The organism is Paenibacillus sp. DMB20, assembly GCF_000987955.1.
Taxonomy (GTDB): Bacteria; Bacillota; Bacilli; order Paenibacillales; family Paenibacillaceae; genus Paenibacillus_AQ.
In genome coordinates this window covers 38615-58925 of record NZ_LAZU01000034.1, presented here as the reverse complement: position 1 = coordinate 58925, position 20311 = coordinate 38615, and the positions used below count along the sequence as shown (strand labels likewise).

16 protein-coding genes and 6 pseudogenes are annotated in these 20311 nt (G+C 51.5%); 9 read left to right on the top strand and 13 right to left on the bottom strand.

What is annotated here, in order from left to right; all coding sequences use genetic code 11:
- Positions 1 to 12 precede the first annotated feature (12 nt).
- The 12 genes and pseudogenes from XI25_RS18550 to XI25_RS18495 all read right to left on the bottom strand — a co-directional run bounded on the left by XI25_RS18550 (position 13) and on the right by XI25_RS18495 (position 12454).
- Positions 13 to 1065 carry an ABC transporter substrate-binding protein gene (locus XI25_RS18550; RefSeq protein WP_046679686.1) on the bottom strand — a complete coding sequence of 351 codons (1053 nt, stop codon included), beginning with the start codon at positions 1063 to 1065 and terminating at the stop codon, positions 13 to 15.
- Positions 1066 to 1129: 64 nt separating this feature from the next.
- Positions 1130 to 1937: pseudogene (locus XI25_RS18545) on the bottom strand (ABC transporter permease).
- A pseudogene (locus XI25_RS18540) lies at positions 1934 to 2786 on the bottom strand (ABC transporter permease). Before XI25_RS18540 ends, XI25_RS18545 begins: the two co-directional pseudogenes overlap by 4 nt.
- Positions 2783 to 3754: an ABC transporter ATP-binding protein gene (locus XI25_RS18535; protein ID WP_082112429.1), complete on the bottom strand. Its 972-nt coding sequence runs from the start codon at positions 3752 to 3754 to the stop codon at positions 2783 to 2785. The pseudogene XI25_RS18540 and the gene XI25_RS18535 overlap by 4 nt, the downstream one beginning before the upstream one ends.
- 357 nt (positions 3755 to 4111) lie before the next feature.
- Positions 4112 to 4876 (bottom strand): SIMPL domain-containing protein, encoded by a 765-nt coding sequence (locus XI25_RS18530; protein WP_046679685.1) that lies wholly within the window; start codon positions 4874 to 4876, stop codon positions 4112 to 4114.
- Between the two features lie 386 nt (positions 4877 to 5262).
- Positions 5263 to 5532 carry an HPr family phosphocarrier protein gene (locus tag XI25_RS18525; RefSeq protein WP_046679684.1) on the bottom strand — a complete coding sequence of 90 codons (270 nt, stop codon included), beginning with the start codon at positions 5530 to 5532 and terminating at the stop codon, positions 5263 to 5265.
- Between the two features lie 101 nt (positions 5533 to 5633).
- Positions 5634 to 6564 (bottom strand): annotated as a pseudogene (whiA, locus tag XI25_RS18520) (DNA-binding protein WhiA).
- Between the two features lie 5 nt (positions 6565 to 6569).
- Positions 6570 to 7511, bottom strand: a complete 942-nt coding sequence (locus tag XI25_RS18515) for a gluconeogenesis factor YvcK family protein (RefSeq protein WP_200901446.1) — start codon at positions 7509 to 7511, stop codon at positions 6570 to 6572.
- A 57-nt stretch (positions 7512 to 7568) separates the two neighbouring features.
- Entirely contained in the window at positions 7569 to 8474 is a 906-nt protein-coding gene (gene rapZ, locus XI25_RS18510; protein ID WP_046679682.1) for an RNase adapter RapZ, read from the bottom strand.
- A 98-nt stretch (positions 8475 to 8572) separates the two neighbouring features.
- Positions 8573 to 9523, bottom strand: a complete 951-nt coding sequence (locus XI25_RS18505; protein ID WP_046679681.1) for an ROK family glucokinase — start codon at positions 9521 to 9523, stop codon at positions 8573 to 8575.
- Between the two features lie 406 nt (positions 9524 to 9929).
- Positions 9930 to 11638: pseudogene (locus XI25_RS18500) on the bottom strand (glycoside hydrolase family 13 protein).
- Positions 11639 to 11668: 30 nt separating this feature from the next.
- The gene (locus XI25_RS18495; RefSeq protein WP_046679680.1) at positions 11669 to 12454 is read right to left on the bottom strand and encodes a glucose-1-dehydrogenase; all 786 of its coding nucleotides are present in this window, start codon (positions 12452 to 12454) and stop codon (positions 11669 to 11671) included.
- A gap of 282 nt (positions 12455 to 12736) precedes the next feature.
- Here XI25_RS18495 and XI25_RS18490 point away from each other — a divergent pair, with 282 nt between their 5' ends.
- The 5 genes and pseudogenes from XI25_RS18490 to XI25_RS18475 all read left to right on the top strand — a co-directional run bounded on the left by XI25_RS18490 (position 12737) and on the right by XI25_RS18475 (position 16170).
- The gene (locus XI25_RS18490) at positions 12737 to 13660 is read left to right on the top strand and encodes an ABC transporter ATP-binding protein (protein ID WP_046679679.1); all 924 of its coding nucleotides are present in this window, start codon (positions 12737 to 12739) and stop codon (positions 13658 to 13660) included.
- Positions 13661 to 13662: 2 nt separating this feature from the next.
- Positions 13663 to 14412, top strand: a complete 750-nt coding sequence (locus XI25_RS18485) for an ABC transporter permease (RefSeq protein WP_046679678.1) — start codon at positions 13663 to 13665, stop codon at positions 14410 to 14412.
- 6 nt (positions 14413 to 14418) lie between these two features.
- Positions 14419 to 14559: pseudogene (locus XI25_RS36950) on the top strand (sensor histidine kinase); the annotation flags it as partial.
- Between the two features lie 79 nt (positions 14560 to 14638).
- Entirely contained in the window at positions 14639 to 15568 is a 930-nt protein-coding gene (locus XI25_RS18480; RefSeq protein WP_442950414.1) for a sensor histidine kinase, read from the top strand.
- Positions 15565 to 16170 (top strand): response regulator transcription factor, encoded by a 606-nt coding sequence (locus tag XI25_RS18475; protein ID WP_046679677.1) that lies wholly within the window; start codon positions 15565 to 15567, stop codon positions 16168 to 16170. Before XI25_RS18480 ends, XI25_RS18475 begins: the two co-directional genes overlap by 4 nt.
- Before the next feature lie 332 nt (positions 16171 to 16502).
- Here the strand turns inward: XI25_RS18475 and XI25_RS18470 are convergent, their stop codons facing one another.
- On the bottom strand, positions 16503 to 16937 hold the full coding sequence (locus XI25_RS18470; RefSeq protein ID WP_046679676.1) for a CBS domain-containing protein: 435 nt from the start codon (positions 16935 to 16937) through the stop codon (positions 16503 to 16505).
- 229 nt (positions 16938 to 17166) lie between these two features.
- Here XI25_RS18470 and XI25_RS18465 point away from each other — a divergent pair.
- The 4 genes and pseudogenes from XI25_RS18465 (at position 17167) to XI25_RS18455 (ending at position 20245) form a co-directional block, all read left to right on the top strand.
- Positions 17167 to 17935: pseudogene (locus tag XI25_RS18465) on the top strand (ABC transporter ATP-binding protein).
- Positions 17922 to 18740, top strand: coding sequence for an ABC transporter permease (locus tag XI25_RS36385; RefSeq protein WP_327204814.1), 819 nt, complete (start codon positions 17922 to 17924; stop codon positions 18738 to 18740). Before XI25_RS18465 ends, XI25_RS36385 begins: the two are co-directional and overlap by 14 nt.
- A gap of 169 nt (positions 18741 to 18909) precedes the next feature.
- On the top strand, positions 18910 to 19854 hold the full coding sequence (locus XI25_RS36380) for an FtsX-like permease family protein (RefSeq protein WP_327204813.1): 945 nt from the start codon (positions 18910 to 18912) through the stop codon (positions 19852 to 19854).
- A 34-nt stretch (positions 19855 to 19888) separates the two neighbouring features.
- A complete protein-coding gene (locus XI25_RS18455; protein WP_082112427.1) occupies positions 19889 to 20245 on the top strand; it encodes a YxeA family protein in 357 nt (118 codons plus the stop codon).
- Positions 20246 to 20311: the final 66 nt, after the last annotated feature.

Genomic DNA, 20311 nt, shown 5'->3' with positions numbered 1-20311 from the left:
TGAACATACAGCTTATCTTCCGCTTTTCAGCTCCGTCCAGAAACGGTCGTAAATTTGCAGCGCCTCTCCCACGTCGCCGAGCCATTCGGTGCGCTTCAGCTCTTCGTCGGTCAGGTTGATCATTTTGTCGGCGCGGTATTCCTCGCTATGGAACTCCATCGCTTTCGCGTTCGGGTTGCTGTAGCCGATGAACTCATAATTTTTCGCGCTCACTTTCGGGTCCATCATGAAATTGATGAACTTCTCGGCCAGTTCTTTGTTCTTGGCGCCCTTTGGAATGGCGTAGTTGTCGGCGAATATGGTTGCGCCTTCCTCCGGCACCACATAACCCACATCCGGATTATCCTTCGTAATAAAGGAGGCATCCCCCGACCATACGGTCGCGATCCAGCCTTCCTCTTGAATCATTTTCTGCTTAATATTATCCGTGTCAAAAGCGAGCACGTTCGGCAGCAGGGTTTTCAGATCATCCACCGCCGCTTTGATCTCGGCTTCATCCGTCGTGCTGTTGGATTTGCCCTGTTTCTTCAGCGCCATGCCGATCATCTCCCGGTTGTCGTCAAGGAGCAGCACTTTTCCTTTATAGGCCGGATTCCAAAGGTCTTTCCAGCTTTTGATTTCGTCTTTCACATACTTCTTGTTATATGCGATCCCCGTAACGCCGGACATGTATACGATGGAATACTTGTTGCCCGGATCGAACTCGGGACTCTTAAACGTATCCGAGATGTTCTCGAAGTTCGGAATATTGTTCATGTCAAGCGGCTCCAGCAGGTCCATATTGATCATGGTCTTAACCATGTAGTCCGAAGGCTGGATCAGGTCATATCCGTTGCCGCCTGCTTTGATTTTGGCCAGCAGGTCCTCATTATTCGCGTAGTTGTCGTAGGTAACCTTCACGTTAAACTGCTTCTCGAAATCCTCAAGCACCGCCGGATCGAAGTTGTCCGCCCAGCTGTAGATATGCAAGGTTTCCTTCTCCGAGCCGCAAGCCGCCAAGGATGCAATCGACACTGCAGCGAGCATGCCTGCCAGCAGCAGACGGGTCCATCTCATTTTTTTCAATTCCCTATCTCCTCTCTTTCCGTTAAAACCTGGTATGGTATCTATTCCGAAAAGCGCGTTTCGCTTAAATCGGCAGGGTTTTGTGCTTCTTCTGTCCCTTGCCCCGGTTAAGAATATACTGCGCCAACAAAATCAGCGTTACGCTCACCAGAATGAGCAGCGTGCAAAGCGCATTGATTTCCGGGGAAATCCCCCGTTTAACCTGGGCATAAATGTAAATCGGCAGCGTGGTGGAGCTGGGTCCCGCCACGAAAAAGCTGACCATGAAATCATCCAGCGACAGCGTAAACGCGATCAGGGCGCCGGCGATAATTCCGGGCGAGATCTGAGGAAGCGTTACATGGCGGAAGGTCTGCCACCGGCTTGCCCCAAGGTCAAAGGCGGCTTCCTCCAGCTGTTTGCCCATATTGGCCAGCCGGGCGGAAACCACCACATACACATAAGACAGGCTGAACGTGATATGCGCGATGATGATCGTCATTTTGCCGGGCGACACGTCAAGCTGCGTAAACAGCACAAGGAGCGATAGGCCCATAATAATGTCCGGAATGACCACCGGTAAATAAAGAAGGCTATTCATGCCGCTTCGGCCCTTTCTTCCCAGTTTACGCAGCGACAAGGCCGCGAGTGTGCCGAGAACCGTCGAAAGGATCGTTGAAATGACGGCAACGGTCAAGCTGTTCATGAGGGCTTCCATGACATGCCGGTTATCGAACAACGAGACGTACCAGTCAAACGTAAAGCCCTCCCAGCTGCCGCTGAGACGCGTGTTGTTAAAAAGAAAATATGATGATCATGATGATCGGCACATAGATGAAAGCCATCATCAGGAACGAGTGTACCCCGAGCAGAGGGTGATTCCGCTTCTTCACGCTCTCCCCTCCTTCACGCGCTGGTGTCGGGCCTGCATCGCCCGGTTAAACAGCATAATCAGCACCAGCGAGGTGATGACGAATATGACAGACAGCGCCGCCCCGAATGGCCAGTTCCGGGCCCCGAGAAACTGCGCCTGAATGATGTTGCTGATCATGGCCGATTTGGCGCCGCCCAAAATATCCGTGACCACAAACATCCCGGTCGTGGATACGTACACCAGAATACAGCCGGTCATGATCCCCGATTTGCTCTGCGGGAGCGTAATATGCCGAAACGCCCTCCACCGGGAAGCGCCGAGATCGGCTGCGGCGTCTAGAAGACGCTTATCCATCTGCTCCAGCGCCACATAAATCGGCAGCACCATAAACGGGATAAAATTATAAACCATGCCGAGCAGAACCGCCCCTTTGGTGTAGAGCAGCTGCAGTGGCTCGCTGATCCATCCCCAATCCAGGAGCAGCGAGTTCACCACGCCTTGCGTCCGCAGAAGCAGCACCCACGCATACGTACGGATCAAAAAGTTGATCCAGAACGGCACTGTGATAAGAATGAGTCCCCAAGTCTGGATACGCGGGGAGGCGTTGCTTATATAATAGGCCAGCGGATAGCTGACGATCAGGCAGATCACGGTCGTCAGAACGGAAAGTACAAGGGTGTCCCAGTATATTCCGATATACAGCGGATCGAAAAAACGTCTTGTAGCCTTCGAGGCTGAAAGAGAAGACAACGTTGCCCAGCGCGTCGCGCTGTAAAAACGAAATCCCCACCACAATCAGCATCGGGATGATCAGGAACAGCGACAGCCACAGCAAGACGGGAGTCAGGAGAATTTTCGTTTTGCTCATGACCCGATCGCCACCTCATCCCTTGCATCCCAGCTCAGCCCAATGTTTTCACCGACTTCCCAAGGCTGATCATCCGTAAAATCAAGCGCGATCGTAACCTTCATCGGCTCGTTGTCGAGCTGAACCATCAGCTTGTGCACGCTGCCGAGGTACTGAACGTCCTCGATCACTCCGGTTTTCTTGGCCCCCGGCCCGCGGCTCGGGAGGATCTTTTCGGGACGTACGGCAAAAAGCCCTTGGGCGGAGGAGAAAATGTTGTTCTCTCCGACAAAGGTGGCAGCAAACAGAGTTTGCGGTCTGGCGTAAATTTCGCGCGGCGTGCCGATCTGCTCGACCTTGCCGTTGTTCATGATGACGATCCGGTCGGACAGCATCATTGCCTCTTCCTGGTCATGGGTCACATAGACGAAGGTAATGCCGAGCGTCCGCTGAAGATGCTTCAATTCGGATTGCAGGTTCTTGCGAAGCTGAAGATCAAGCGCGCCAAGCGGTTCGTCCAGCAGGAGCACCTTCGGTTTGTTCGCGATGGCGCGGGCGATGGCGACGCGCTGCTGTTGTCCGCCGGACAGCTGATGCGGATAACGGTCCTGCAAAGGTGTAAGCTGCGTCATGGCGACGGCTTCGCTGACCCGTTCCTTGATCTGCCCCTTGGGCATTTTCTTCATTTTCAATCCAAACGCGATGTTATCTTCCACGGTCATGTGCGGAAACAGGGCGTAATGCTGGAACACGAGATTCAAATCCCGCTTGTTCGCCGGCGTTTCGGTCACGTTCTGGCCGGCCAGCCACACTTCCCCTTCCGTCGGCTGTTCGAATCCTGCAATCATACGGAGGATTGTCGTCTTGCCGCAGCCGCTGGGGCCCAGCAAGGTCAGGAATTCCCCTTCCTTAATGGAGAGCGACAGCGGATGCACGACCGCTTGTCCTTGAAATTGTTTCTGAAGTTGGACAAGTTCAATCATATGCATCTTCATCCCCTTACGGTTTATGTTGTTGGTTCATACATTTATCTTCCTTAAGGAAAAAACGTCATTCTGAAAACGTCGATACCTTAAGAAAAAAAAAGCCATATCCATGGGTATGGCTTGAGCGATTGTTTTTTTCGGTTTTTTTGCATATTCACTATACCGTTTTTTCCCCCCATACACAACACTTTTCTGTGTATTTCGACAGGGGCGGCAGGTCCGCGGTCCCCGTTATAGGAATTTAGCGGTCAATTTTTTTGGCATATATATGTATAAGCGTACAAGGGTACGGAAATGTAAAACCGCCCGGAACGCAAGGGGAGTGCGTCCGGGCGGCTAAAAGCCAAGCTCTTACTTTTTCTATTTCAGTTCATACTGAACGTACAGCTGGGTGACCAGCTTGATTTCGCCGGGCTTCACGGAAGTACTGGCCTGATTCGCGCCTGAAGCGTCCATCATGACAGATTCTTTCATCTCGTAGTTGAACACATCCCGGTTTGCGGCTTCATCCTGCACTACATTGACGACAACGCCGAGCTGCCGCTTGGAGGCTTTGGCAATGGCTTGGGCCTTGACATCCGCATTGGCCATGGCTTTTTCGATGACCTGGGCTTCAAACGCATCGCGGTTCTCTACGGAAAAGCGGGCGTTGCCGACGTTGTTCGCTCCGGCTTCGGCAGCCGCATCCAGCAAGTCTCCTACCTTGTTCAGATCGCGCAGCGTAACTTCAAGGGAATGGAAAGCAATGTAGTTCTTCACCTTGCGTCCTTCTTTTTCGGTGTATGAATAGTTTGGCTGAACATAAAATTGTTCGGTTTTAATGTCTTTCTCTTCGATCTTCCAGGTGTTTTTCAGCAAGGCAAGGATCTTCTCCATCTTCTCGGCGTTATGCTTTTGCGCCGACTTCGCGCTATCCGCATACGACTCAACGCCGATGGACAGGTAAACAATATCCGGTTTCACCGAAAGCTCTCCCTTACCGACTACCGTTACCCGGTTCTGCTGCTGCTGAACTTCCGCCGCATGGACCTCGCCCGCCCCGAGAGCGCCCGACCAGGCGGTTCCGCCCGTCAGCAGAGCTCCTGCGATCATGACCGACCCCAAACGTTTAACCCATGTGTTCATTAAAATCGACCTCCTTTAAATGGCAGTGCTATTAGCTTGCCTTACTCTCCTAACGTCTCATAAATGGTAAATGTTGCACGGAAGGTCATAAAATAAAATCGTCATCGTATGGGTTCATGAGCAGCGGAGTCACCACGGAGCCAACCACGCAAAAACGCTATCATCCTTGATATGGAAGATAGCGTTTTTGTGGTAAACATAAGCCAAGTATAATGTAACTGATCTCTTAAGAAAAACGTTTATCGACGTACTTGCTCAGAAGCAGACCGCATAGAGCAGAAGTTTTTCTTGCGAGATAAGGAATGGCAAACCTCGGAAGTTTATACGTTCTCATCTCATAAAAAAAGCCCTGTTTCCAAGGCTTTTCCTAACGAAAGTATGAGTTTTTACTGGTTTTCCAGTTCCTCTTTGCTTACCAGGTTCACTAAAGAAGTAACCGCTTGCTCAGCATCCGCGCCTTCCGCGCTGATGTGAATTTCAGTCCCCGAACTGATGGCAAGGCTCATAATTCCCATGATGCTTTTTGCGTTTACTCTTTTATCGTCCTTTTCCACGAAAATCTCAGATGAATATTTATTCGCTTCTTGAACAAACAGCGCGGCCGGTCTCGCATGTAGACCCGTTTTCAACCGAACGACTACCGGGTGCTTTGTCATGGAAAGTTTACCCCCTATTATCAAATCTCAAAACACAGAAATCCATAATATTTTATAACATTATACCATTTTACCATACAGGACACTAGAATAAAAAAACTTTAGCCGTTCCGGATTTTTTCCGCCATTTCGTCGATTTTGCGCAGACGGTGATTCACTCCGGATTTGCTGACGGTGCCTTTCAGCATTTCGCCGACCTCTTTCAGATTCATGTCGGGATGCTGAAGACGGATTTCCGCCACTTCACGGAGCTTGTCCGGCAGGTTTTCCAGGCCCACTTCCTTTTGCAAAAGCTTAATGTTCTCGATCTGGCGAATGGCGGCGCCGATGGTTTTGTTCAGGTTCGCGGTTTCGCAGTTCACGATCCGGTTTACCGAATTGCGCATATCGCGCATGATGCGGACATCCTCAAACTTGAACAAGGCTTGGTGGGCCCCGATCAGATTCAAGAACTCGATAATCTTCTCGCCTTCCTTAATGTAAAAAATAAACCCTTTTTTCCGCTCGATGCAGCGGGCGTTCAGATGGAATTCGTTCGCTAGATCGACCAGCGCCTTGCAGTGCTCCTCATACATGGAAGCAATCTCCAAATGGTACGAGGACCCCTCGGGATTATTGACCGATCCGCCCGCCATGAAGGCGCCGCGCAAATAGGCCCGCTTGCAGCAGTTCTTGCGAACGATGTCCTCATCGATCCGCGGCAGGAACAAGAAGCCCTCGGACACGATCCGCAGCTCCTTTAGGATTTCCTGTACCTGGGCCGGAATGCGGACGATGTACACGTTATTTTTCTTCAAACGCATTTTTTTTACGCACCAAAAGCTCCGTATGCGCCTGGAAATGCTTTTTAATTAAGGAATAAATGCGCCTTGCGATCGCGGCATTTTCCGTCGAAATGTCCAGCACGATTTTTTTGCTCGACAGCTGAACCGATCCGTTCATGCGGATCAGCGCAGACAGCTCGGCTTTTTCGCAGCAGTTCTGGCCTTCGACCATGGTCAGCTCTTTCTTGGTTTGTGCCGCAAATGACAAGGGACTCACCTCTTTCTGGAAATCCAGTCTTGCACCAGCTGGAAAATGTGATGGCTCAGCTTGTCGGCATCATGCCGCAAATACGTCCGGAACAGCACCAGTTTGTCCGCAATCAACTTATAGCCACGGCTGGTTACTTCGTCCCGGTCAAGCAGTACGGGCTTGGCGCCCTTCTCGGCGTATTTGTCCTGAACCTGGGGCGGGATTTCCCCGTCGTTCACAATCACATAGTCAAACAGATGAAGACCGACATGATCGTACACGGCCTGCAGATGGTCGCCGACGGTATAATTATCGGTTTCCCCGGGCTGTGTCATAACATTGCATACAAATATTTTTATGGCTTCGGACGAGACGATCGCTTCCGACAGCTTCGGTACGATCAGATTGGGCAAAATGCTGGTATACAAGCTGCCTGGGCCGATCAGGATCGCATCCGCATTCCGGATTGCCTCCAGAGCCTCTGGCAGCGGCTCGACATCCCTCGGTTCAAGGAAGACCCTTTTGATCCGGCGCCCGGCCTCCGGAATTTTGGACTCGCCCGTTACGATCGAGCCGTCCTCCATTTCGGCATGCAAAACGACCGATTCGTCGGCGGCAGGAAGCACCTGACCCCGGCAAACAAAAACCCGGCTCATCTCCTTAACCGCCGTGACAAAATCACCGTGCATATCCGTCAAGGCAGCCAGGATTAGATTGCCGAGGCTGTGCCCCGCCAGTCCTGAGCCGGTGCTGAAGCGGTACTTTAATATATCGGAGAGCAGCGGCTCGACATCGGCGAGCGCCGTCAGTACGTTTCGGATATCTCCCGGAGGAGGCATTTGCAGCTCGTTTCGCAGAATCCCGGAACTGCCTCCGTCATCCGCGACCGTTACGATCGCCGTAATATCCAGAGGCTTTTCCTTCAGTCCCCGGAGCATGACGGACAGCCCGGTTCCCCCACCCATCACGACAATGCGAGGGCGTTTTCCAGCTTGTTCAGCCACGTTTATCACTTCCCTCAATTAGTGCCGATCCCGATCAGAATCGCGGTGGCTGACCGATACCGATTCCGTTTCACTGGCTCCCAGCATTTTGCCGAGATATTCCGCAATCGCAACCGAACGGTGCTTGCCTCCAGTGCAGCCGATACCGATAATAACCTGGCTCTTTCCTTCCTTCCGGTACTGCGGGATCAGGAAATGAAGCATATCCAGCAGCTTGGTCAGAAAAGCCTGGGTTTCCGGCCACTTCATCACGTATTCATACACATCGCTGTTCTGGCCTGTATTCGGTCGAAGATTTTCCACATAGTGGGGATTAGGCAAAAAGCGGACGTCGAACACCAGGTCCGCATCAATCGGAATGCCGTATTTGAATCCGAATGACGTAATATTGACAGACAGCATATGGCTTTCCAGATGGGTGAAACGGGAAATGATTTTCTCCTTCAGTCTGGCCGGCTTCATGTTGCTCGTATCAATGACCTGGGTCGCCGAATTTTTCAGTTCATCTAGCATTTTGCGTTCCAGGCGGATGCCGTCAAGCGGCATGCCTTCAGGAGCCAGGGGATGACGACGCCGGCTCTCCTTATACCGCTGAACAAGGACCGAATCGGTCGCGTCCAGGAACAAAATTTCGCAGTGGATCGTAAAGTGATCCTTAATATAACTGAGCGATTCCGACAAGGCGGTAAAAAATTCACGTCCACGGAGGTCGATGACGAGAGCAACCTTGCCGATCTTGCCTTTCGACTGCTCTATTAATTCCGCAAACTTCGGAATCAGCACAGGCGGCAGATTGTCGACACAGAAAAACCCGAGGTCCTCCAGGCTTTGCACCGCCAGCGTCTTTCCGGCACCGGACATGCCGGTAATAATGATCAGGGTGGCCATTGATGTTGCGGTACCGCGGTCGGTTTCTTCCAGCATCAGCTTCTCCTCCCTTGATTAGTTTAAGTCTTGGCCGCAAGTAGAAACGGCTCCGCCATCCTTCTAAATGGACGATGGCGTTTTTCGCGTTTCCCGAATTATGAGCGAAGGTGCAAACCCGCTGCCCCTACGACTCCCGCATCGTTGCCGAGCTCCGCCGGAACAATGCGCACGCCGCGCTGCAGCGGTTCAGGCGTCAATTTATTAAATACGACGCGTACCTCGTTGAACAGAATATCCCCGGCTTTGGATACGCCGCCGCCGATGATGAAGGTTTCCGGATTCAGCACGGCCGCTACGGAAGCCATGGATTTGCCCAGATAGTATGCCGCCCGGTTTACGATGCGCAAGGCTACCTCATCGCCGGATTTGGCCGCATCGAACACTTCTTTCGCAGCAATATTGCCGGCAAGCGCGAGGGATGTACGGTCGCCGCGTTCTACCGCGTCTTTGGCCATGCGGATAATGCCCGTTGCCGAGGAAACGGTCTCAAGACAGCCCATTTTGCCGCAGCCGCACTGAATCGCTTCCAGATCCGGGACCACCGTGATGTGTCCCAGCTCGCCGGCCATGCCCCCGAAGCCCTGATAAATCTTGCCGTTAATGATGATGCCGCCGCCGACGCCCGTACCGAGCGTGTAGCATACGCAGTTGTCGACGCCGCGGCCGGCGCCGCTCCAGGCTTCCCCAAGAGCCGCCACATTGGCATCGTTATCTATTTTGACAGGCTTGCCCAGACGCTCTTCAAGCAGCGCGCGAATGGGAACGTCTTTAAACCCTACGTTAGGCGCAAGAATAATAATGCCTTCACGGATGTTCGTAAAGCCTGCAACGCCCGCTCCTACCCCTGCAAGCTGATCCCAACCGTACGGGGATTGCTCGACAATGTGACGTACGTATTTCTCAATATTGTTAATAACCGTGTCCACGCCCTTGGCCGTTTCCGTCGGTCCCTCATACGTCTGCAGAAGCTCCCCTGCTTCATTGCATATTCCGACTTTAATCGCGGTTCCGCCTAAATCGACACCTACGTAGATGTTCTCAGACATGTTACAAGCCACCTTTTTCCTTCTATAATAGATTGCTCCTACTGTACCCACTATAATTGAAGGCACCCCTCCGGTCAAGAGAAGACAGGGGGATAAAAGAGGCTGAAACAAGGGGGATAAAATCGTGAAATCCCGGTCTATGAGCAGCTTTTTCACTCTTTTTTAAATGCTTTGATGCTGAGAAGCAAAGAAGTGGAACGGGATGCATAACAATCCTGTCGTATGGAGGCCAATAGTATAGTGCTCCGGGTCTTGAATGCCTGAAGGCTTCGCTATTCACCCGGGAACGGATGGACAAAAAAGCCCCGCCCCTTTGCCTGGGAGCGGAGCTGTCGAAGCCGAGTGAAACAGCCTCTCGGCGATATGTGTGAATTTCATGACAATTGCACGGTGACGGCCGTACCCCTCATTCAGGCTTAATGCAATCGCCCTCCAGCAAATATACCCGTGCTTCATAAGGCCTTAGGGTCAGATGATACACATCCTCGCCCGGGACGGGTTCATAGTTCGAAATCATCAGCTTTTTGGTATCCGTCTGCAGATCCTCGGGCCAATGGAACTCCGGCGTTTTGTCAAAAAAATTCAAAATGACCAGCAGTTTCTCGTTTTCGACCGAACGCACAAACGAATAAATTTCCGTATGCAGCGGCAGAAGCAGCTTGTAATCGCCGTAAATGATCGCTTGGCAATCCTTTCTTATCGCAATGAGCTTGCGGTAATAATGAAAGATCGAATTCGGATCGGCCAGCGCTTTCTTTACATTAATGTCCTTATAGTTAGGGTTTACCTTGATCCACGGCTCCCCTTCGGTAAAGCCGGCATTCGGCGAATCATCCCACTGCATGGGGGTGCGGGCGTTGTCCCGGCTTTTTTTTGCGGATGGCGTTCATCGTAGCCTCTTCGGGCTGCCCGCGGAGCCTCGACTGCTCGTAGTAGTTCAGCGTTTCGACGTCGCGGTAGTCTTCAATGGAATCGAACGAGACATTGGTCATTCCGATTTCCTCGCCTTGAAAAATGTACGGCGTTCCCTGAAGCATCTGCATGAATGTTCCCAACATTTTGGCCGATTCCACCCGGTATTTGCCGTCATCCCCGAAACGCGAAACGGGTCTCGGCTGGTCATGATTGCTTAAATAATTGGCGTTCCATCCTTTCCCGTGCAGAATGGTCTGCCAGCTGCTCATGATTTTTTTCAGTTCCAGAAGCGTCCATGAACGGATGTCCCACTTTCCCGTACCGCCGGAGGCGGCATCCAGGTACATATGCTCGAATTGGAACACCATATCCAGTTCGTTGCGGTCCTCGCCGACGTAATCAAGCGCCTGCTCCGGGCCCAGGCCCGAGGTCTCGCCGACGGTCATGATATCGAATTCAAACAGCACTTCCTCGTTTAGCTTTTTCAGAAGCGTATGCACCTTCTCGAGATTGGAGAACAGCTGGTAAGCCTGGACGACCGGCAGGTTGTCCGGGTTGTCCGCATCCGGGAGCCCTATCGCCTTGACGATATGCGCAATCGCGTCGAAACGGAAACCGTCGACGCCTTTGGCTAGCCACCAACGGATCATTTTGTACAGCTCCTCCACCATCGCCTCGTTCTCCCAGTTCAGATCGGGCTGCTGCTTGGCGTACAGATGCATGTAAAATTCGTCGGTTTTGGGATCGTATTCCCAGACCGAGCCGCTGAAATACGATTCCCAGTTATTCGGGTACAGACCGTTCTTGCCTTTCCGCCATATATAAAAATCACGCTTCGGGTTATCCGTGGAGGAACGCGATTCCACAAACCACGGATGCTCATCGGACGTATGATTCAACACCAGGTCCATCATGATTTTTTATGCCCCGTTTGTGCGCTTCCTCCAGCAGCTCGTCGAAATCCTCCATCGTGCCGTAACGGCTGTCGATGGCGCAATAATCACTGATATCATAACCGTTGTCATGGCCCGGGGACTTGTAGATCGGACACAGCCAGATCACGTTGATGCCAAGGTATTGCAAATAGTCCAGTTTGGAAATGACCCCTCTCAGATCCCCGACGCCGTCGCCGTCGGAGTCCTTGAAGCTGATCGGGTAAATCTGATACACTACGCTTTCTTTCCACCACTCTTTTTTCACCGGTCTGCTCCTTTCCTGCCGTAAGTGTTGTCAGCCCCGTCCTCCCTGGAAGGAAGGGTATTTCGTCATCCCGCCGTCCGCAAAAAGCGTAATGCCCGTGACATAGCTGGATTCGGTAGAAGCAAGCCAAGCCGCTACCGCCGCAATCTCCTCCGGTTTGCCGATGTATCCCATGGGAATCATGGCCTCTACGCTTTCACGGGTCTTGGGATCATCAAACTTCTCCCGGTTGATAGGGGTATATATTGCACCAGGTCCGATATTGTTCACCCGGATGCCCTTCGGCGCGAATTCCAGCGCCAGCGTCTCGGTCATCAGCTTCATCCCGCCCTTGCTGGCGGCATAATGGACAAAATGCGGCCACGGGATCACTTCATGCACGCTTGACATGTTGATGACCGAGCCTTTGATTCCATGCTCAAGCATGTAATCGATGGCTTCCCGGGAACCAAGAAACGCCCCGGTAAGATTTACGTCGAGCACTTTGCGCCAATCCTCCAATGACAGCTGCTCGGACGGCGCTTCATTCTCAATTCCCGCATTATTGACCATGATGTCCAGCGAGCCGAAATGATCGTGGGCTGCGCGGATCAACGACTTTACATCTTCCTCCTTGGACACGTCGGCCTGTACCCCGACCGCGCGGCCTCCATAGGACTCTATCTCCCTGACCATAACGTCAATGGGATCGGGATTGCTATTGTAATTGATGATAACCTGGGCTTGTTCCCTTCCAAAACGTAAGGCAATGGCCCTGCCGATCCCCGAGGAGGCACCCGTGACCACTACGGACTTTCCCTTCAGATCCTCATACATTCTTCGCTTTCGCCTCCTAGAAAAATGCCCGGTGATATACCGAGATATACACCGGACAATGGTTCGTTTTCTATATGTTATTTACACCATTTGCCTTGGCATAAACGTTCTTTTCCGATTTGTCCGGCGTTTTGGGACCAGGTTCTTTTGCTATTTTGCGCCGCCTCCCGGCATTTCATGCTAGGCATGACAATTGTCATCTCAATTTGATGACAACCTTTACTAATCCGTTTATATTCCCCGCGGTATGATGAAATCAAAGAAACGGCGGAGGTGCTAAGTTTGGTGGAACATGTATGCGAAACGGTTGTGGAGCTTGGGCAGGTTACCAAGACATACGGCGCGAAAAAAGCGGTTGATCATATCTCGCTTGCGATTCAAAAAGGGAGCATAACGGCCATTCTCGGCCCGAACGGAGCCGGCAAGACAACGGCCTTGTCCATGATACTCGGGCTCATTGACCCGACAGAGGGAGACGTCAAGCTATTCGGACGAAGCCCGAAGGACCGGCAGGTGAAGGAAAAAATAGGCGCGATGCTGCAGGAGGTCAGCGTAATGGACAGCCTGAAGGCACGCGAGATCATCCAACTGATCCGGGGATATTATCCGCATCCGATGGAAATGACGGAGTTGATGAAATTGACGGGGCTCACGGAGGAGGAACTGGGCAAACGGGCCACCAAAATGTCAGGCGGACAAAAGCGCAAGCTCAGCTTTGCGCTCGCCTTGGCCGGAAATCCCGAGCTGCTGTTTTTCGACGAGCCCACTGTAGGACTGGACACCACATCGCGGCGTCTGTTTTGGAAAACCGTCCGGAGTCTTGCGGACAAAGGCAAGACCATTCTGTTCACGACCCACTATCTGCAAGAAGCGGACGATATTGCGGACAGGATCGTGCTCTTCAAGGATGGCCGGGTCGTCGCTGACGGCACGCCGGAGGAAATCAAGTCCAGGCTGACGCGGCGTTCCATATCCTTTGTTGCCGAAACGGCCCAAAATCTGGTCCGCGAGCGGCTTGATGCGCTTGCGGGCGTCACGGACGTGTACGAACAGGAAGGGCGTCTGCATCTCGTTACGGAGAACACCGATCAAGCGCTCTCCTTCATTTTCCGTGAGGAATTGCCCGTACGTGACGTGCGAATTGAACATGGCAGCCTAGATGAAGCATTCGAGCAGCTGACCCATAAACAAGAGGAGGCCGTCTAGCCATGAAAGGAAAACTTGCTGTACTGCAATGTAAGATGGAACTGCTTCGCATAATACGGAATCCCTATTTTATCTTCTGGTCCCTGGCCATGCCGATCATGTTCTATTTCATCTTCACTCGCGTCGTCAATACCGGAGCTCCCGACGCCGTGTTATGGCAGGCACACTACCTGATATCCATGACCACGTTCAGCGTAATGGGTTCCGCCATCATGTCACTCGGAATCCGGCTTGTGCAGGAACGTACGCTGGGCTGGTCGGTCTACATGAGAGTGACTCCGCTGCCGGAAAGCATTTATTTCTTCGGAAAAATGTTCGGCCAGTCCGTCATGCACCTGCTGTCCATTATCGTCATTTTTACGGCCGGGTACCTCATTAACGGCGTGCAGCTGCCGGCATGGCAGTGGATCGCCAGCGGCCTCTGGATTATGCTGGCCTCGCTGCCGTTCATGGCGGTCGGCACGCTGGTCGGCTCCATGAAACGCGTGGAAACCGCAAGCGGCGTCAGCAACGGGGCATACCTGGTACTTGCCCTCATGGGAGGCATGTGGATGCCGATGGAAATTCTGCCGTCCTTTCTGCAAGCGATCGGGAAGTGGCTGCCGTCCTACCATTTTGCAAGCGGAGGCTGGGAAATCATCCGGGGGAACATGCCCGAACTGATATCGGTCATCCTTTTGGCGGGATATTTGGCGCTCTTTATGGTAATATCCACCTATATCCGAAAAAAACAGCAAGCCACGTTAGGATGATGGTGAATGAAACTTCGAAAGCTTCAAGTATTTCCGCGACATTTGGGATTTTTCCCTTATATGTGGCTCATCTATTTAAGCATGCCGATCTATCAGCTTCTAGCCTTTGAAGAAGGCTGGAAGCTTAATGCCGGATTTATAATGCTTGGCCTTTTCGTTATTTCCTACCGGCAGCTTTATTTTGCGGAGGGAAAACGCTCCTTTTTTTTACTGGCTCCTGCTCCAAATGGCCATTATCTTTGCTTTCGGCATGGGGTATGGATTCAATTATTTATTCATGGGCTTTTTCACGGCCAATTTTATCGGCTGGTACTCGGACGACCGGAAGTTCAGGATGACCCTGGTGCTGTTCTTCCTCGTCGAAACGGTTCCGCTCCTTTACCATCTGAAGGAGGTGTGGAATCCGGGCCTCCTGTACACCCTCCCCTTCCTCGTCATCATGATGCTTTCTCCTTTCGGGATCCGGTCCATGAACCGGCAGCAAAAGCTGGAACGGGAGCTGGCCCATGCCAACGAGCAAATCCGCAATTTGATCAAGGGCGAGGAACGGATGCGGATTGCAAGGGACCTTCACGATACGCTCGGACATACGCTGTCGCTGATTACGCTGAAAAGCCAGCTCGTGGAGAAGCTGGTCGGCGTCAACGCGGACCAGGCCAGGGCGGAAGCACGCGAGATTCAGAACACGTCCCGGGCGGCGCTTCGCCAGGTACGCGAGCTGGTGTCGGATATGAGGACCGCTACGCTTGCGGAAGAGTTGAGGGAAGCCCGGATCATCCTGGAAAGTGCCGGCATTGAATTGACTCACGAAGGCAATCCGAGATTCGAGGGTATCCCCGATACCGCCCATAACATTCTGAGCCTGTGCCTTCGGGAAGCCGTAACCAATGTGGTGAAGCACAGCAGGGCGTCCAAGTGCCATATTGGTTTCGAGCAAACGGAAAGCGAGTGGCGGCTGTCGGTCAAAGATGACGGAATCGGGGTTTCGAACGGCACCGATAGCCAAGCCGCGAAAGAGAAGAACGGGTTGAAAGGCATGGGCGAACGCCTCGCTCTGGTTGGCGGGACGATGAAGATGACAGCTCGGGACGGCACCCAACTCACGGTGTTCGTCCCAATCGTGATTACGAACCATAAGGGGTGTGAAGCCGGATGAGCATCTCGGTATTGATTGCGGAGGACCAGCGAATGCTTCGGGGAGCGCTGGCCCTGCTGCTTGATTTTGAAGAGGATATTCAGGTCGTGGGTCAAGCCGGCGACGGGAGGGAAGCGTTGGATCAAATCGCACGGCTGAAACCTGACGTCTGTCTGCTCGACATCGAAATGCCGGTGATGAGCGGGCTTGAGGTCGCGGAGGCTCTGCAAACCCAGCAGCTCCCGTGCCGGGTGATCATCCTGACGACCTTTGCCCGCCCGGGGTATTTCGAGCGGGCCGTTCAAGCGGGCGTTCAGGGCTACCTGCTGAAGGACGAGCCGAGCGACCGGCTGGCCGAAGCGATCCGGCGGGTCATGGAAGGCCGGCGTGAGGTATCGCCGGAGCTTGTGTTCGGCACCGTGAGGGAGGCCAACCCGCTGACCGAGCGGGAGCGCGAGATCCTGCGCCTTGCGGCCGAGGGCAAGAGCTCCAGCGAAATCGCCTCCGTTCTGCACCTGTCCTACGGAACGGTGCGCAACTACATGTCCGAGGCCTTCAATAAGCTTGAGGCCAAGAACCGGATTGAGGCCATTTCCCTGGCTCAGGAAAAAGGATGGATTTAAACGTGAAACCGCCCGAGCGTTTTGGCTTCGGGCGGTTTTTGCTTGACCAAGTTCTGAAACGCCGGAAACTCGGAAAAGCTCATAAAAAACTTTTATCACCTGTGGCTTTTTCCTTTTTCCGGTGTCTAATGAGTTGTAAGGTCAAGAGGAGATTCCACCATGTTAACTGATTCGAAATCCGTCCGATTTTCAGGGAGTTCTTCATTGCTCCGAATCAGAGCTGTACGAGGAATGGGTTGACTATCTGAAAAAAACGGTATAACAAGAAAACCCGCATGTTTCCTGCCTTAGAACAATGGCAGAGCATGCGGGTTTTTAACGTTATCACTATATTATTGAAGCGTCCCTGCTCCCCTGGAAATCCGGCTCAGGGCTTCACCCGATTCATTAATGTAAATATCGCGCACGGCCAGATCGCCGATGGCGCAAATGCCGACCAAGCGGCCTTGATTATCTACGACCGGCAGGCGTCTGATCTGATGCTGTGCCAGCATGTTTGCGGCCTCATGAATTTCCGTGTGGGGCTCGCAGCATTTAACCTCGCCGGTCATTAACTCCCCGCAAGTCGTCATTCTTAAATCCTTGTTTTTGGCCACGCCGCGCAGCACGATATCCCGGTCCGTCATAATCCCCGTAAGCCGGCCGTCCTGATCGACAACCGGCACCGATCCAACATCGCTACTCTCCATAATTCTTGCCGCTTTTTCTACCGGATCGTTGGTTTGACAGGTTTGTACTTGTCTGGTCATGACTTCGATGATCTGCATAATGGTTTTGAGTCTCCTTTATCACAAGTTTACTCATAATATGGGTTGGAATGGATGAAGTTATTCCCGAAGCCTAAATATCACGGGATCAGCCACAGGCAGCGTTATCTTGCCACTGGGGTCCTGTTTGAATGTTAAGGATTATTTAAGGTTCGGATTAAAATCCTGTAAGGTGCGGCCGTTATGATTACGTTTGTATTCCAACCCATCTTATCAAGGAGATCATCTTATGAAAACCATTTTGCAAGCGATCCATGTAAACAAAAACGTTCGGTACCCAAGGAAATTCATATACGGCACTACAGGAAATTAATCTGGAAATTAAAGAAGGTGAGTTTGTCGGCATCATGGGACCGTCCGGTGCGGGAAAGTCCACGCTCCTGAACATCTTCTCTACCATAGACACGCCTACATCCGGCGAGATCACGATTGACGGTCAAAATATCCTGACCCTGAATGAGAAAAAACTTTCGGATTTCCGCCGGAACAAGCTAGGCTTTATTTTTCAGGATTACAACCTGCTCGATACGCTGACCGTGAAAGAAAACATCCTCCTTCCGCTGGCATTATCCAAGGTGCCTCCGGCGGAAATCGAGGTCCGGGTCAATCAAATTGCCGACACGTTCGGCATTCGCCCAATTCTCGATAAATACCCGTATCATATTTCCGGCGGACAAAAACAGCGGACGGCTGCTTCGAGGGCCATTGTGACCAATCCCAGCCTGATTCTGGCGGATGAACCGACCGGAGCGCTGGATTCGAAATCGGCAACCAGCCTGCTGGAAAGTTTGAACAAGCTCAATGATTCGAACCAATCGACCATTATGATGGTTACCCATGATGCGTATGCTGCCAGCTACTGCAAACGTGTCATCTTTATAAACGACGGCCGGCTCTTTAAGGAGCTTCATAAGCAGCATTTGACACGCAAAGATTTTTTCCAAGAGATCCTGGAGGTACTGGCATTACTCGGAGGTGGGCAGCATGACGTTGTTTAACATCGCCAGTAAAAATATCCGCAAAAATTTCACCAACTATTTTCTATATTTTGCATCCATGATCTTTAGTATTGTGATTTACTTTACGTTTGTATCGTTGAAATACGACAACACGATGCAATCGGCATCAGAAAGCTCATCTAAAATCAGCTCCGCTTTCAGCGGCGCATCGGTTGTTCTCATCATATTCGTAGCCATTTTTATCTGGTATTCCAATTCCTTTTTCACAAGGAAACGCAAAAAGGAAGTCGGCCTGTATTCTTTGCTCGGCGTGCGCAAAAAGCAGATCGGCCGGATGTTGTTTTATGAAAATTTCCTGATGGGCGTGCTGGCACTTATCGTGGGCATCGCGCTAGGTTCTGTGCTGAGCCGGTTCTTCGTCGCCATCCTGATGAAGATGATGGGTTACGATGTCATAGCCGGCTTTTCCATTTCGCTTGCTGCGGTCATCAACACCTTCGTTGTATTCATGATCATTACGCTCATTACTTCATTTCAAGGCTACCGGCTGATCTACCGCTTCAAATTAATCGAGTTGTTTCATGCGGATCAGCAGCACGAGAAGGAACCGAAGTCTTCCCTGCCGATCGCAGCATTATCCCTGATCCTTGTAGGTTTCGGATACTGGCTTGCGCTGCAAAACCCCGTGAACTCGAAAGTTTGGGCGGCGCTCGGTTTCATGATGACACCGCTCGTCATCCTGGGTACCGTTATTTTCGGAACCTATCTGCTGTTCAATACTTTAACCGTCACTATGCTCAAGCTGTCCAGAAAAAATAAAAAAAAGCTACTGGAAGGGCCTTAACATCATTGGGACATCCCAGCTCCTTTATCGGATTAAAGGGAATGCCCGTACGTTAACGATCATCGCCGTGCTTAGCGCCACGACGCTAACCGCTGTGGGGGCTGCTTACAGCCTGTATTACAACAATCGAAGCTCAACTTCTCAATTCAATCCAAACAGCATGATGTTTATGAATATCAACAGCAAGGTAAGCGCTCAGGTCAGCCAAACGATTCGGGAGCATCCGGAGCATGAAATTCTATACCATGAATCCCTGTCCCTGCTTGAGGCCGATGCCGATTCATCCGGACTGTATAAGAACGAACGTCGGCTGGAACAAACTTTTACCGTTTTGTCCAATCGCGATTTCAACCGATTGGCCAAACGGCAGGGACGAGATCCATTGAGCTTAAAGGCTGAAGAAGCCGTTGCACTCGATTCAATGTACTTGAAGGGATTGACACCCGAGTATGTGGATACGTCCATCACGCTGAACGCTAACGGCGCCAGCGCAGAAATCGAATTTATTGAACTGAAAAAATATAACGTTCTGAACCAGGCCACCGTATATTCCACCATCGTGGTCAGCGATGAACTGTTTGCGAAGCTGAAGCCCAATGCGAACATGAAGAATATTGAGGCTTACGGCATCACCAACCAGGACAAAGCCAAGACATTAACGGAGGCACTGGAAAGAATGATGCCGGAAGAGGCAAAGTTTACGAGCTTTTACAGCGATTATGCCCGAGGGATGGAAGCATCCGGCCTGATCATTTTTATGGGCGGGTTCCTCGGCCTGGTCTTTCTCGTTGCGACGGGCAGCATCATTTATTTCAAGCAATTGACCGAAGCCAACTCCGACAAATCCCGGTATCTGATTTTATATAAAATTGGCGTGAAAAAAAGCGAAATCCGAAAGTCCGTCGCTAAACAGGTCATGTTCGTGTTTGCCATGCCGCTTATGGCCGGGATTGCCCACTGTACCGTAGCTTTATATGCACTATCCGGATTGATGCTGACCAACCTCGTCGTGCCTGTAATCATTTGCATGGGGATATATATATGCATTTATCTTATCTATTACTTCCTGACCGTAAATGCGTACTGCAAAATCGTAACCAATTTCAAATCATAAACGATGTATAGGAGCAAAAAAATGAAAAAAAACGATTATTTTCATATCAATCATTCTAGTCATTCTTATCGGAGGCGTTCTGTTTATTCAAAACGTCAATCTTAACCGGATCGGTGCCGATGAATATTATGTGCAAATTACGGAAGGCAAGCGATTGGAAAGCAAATCCGATTCCGGCGAGATCTATACGACTTATGAGTATGCCTTGCCAGGCTTTGATAAGGACGGGAAGGAGCAGGCCTTGACGTTTACGGCGATCAAGGAACTGCGGCAACAAGCTTATCTGTGCGTATACGTACGAGACAATATCGTAAGGTCTTACAAAGAAGTGCAAGCAAACGAAATACCGGGGCTTGCCAAACAGAAGCTGGAACAAATCGGGCAGCCATAAAGACATCCATCTGAAAAAAATGCAATGACCTTATTCGTTTATTCATCTTATACTACCCAAGGGAGA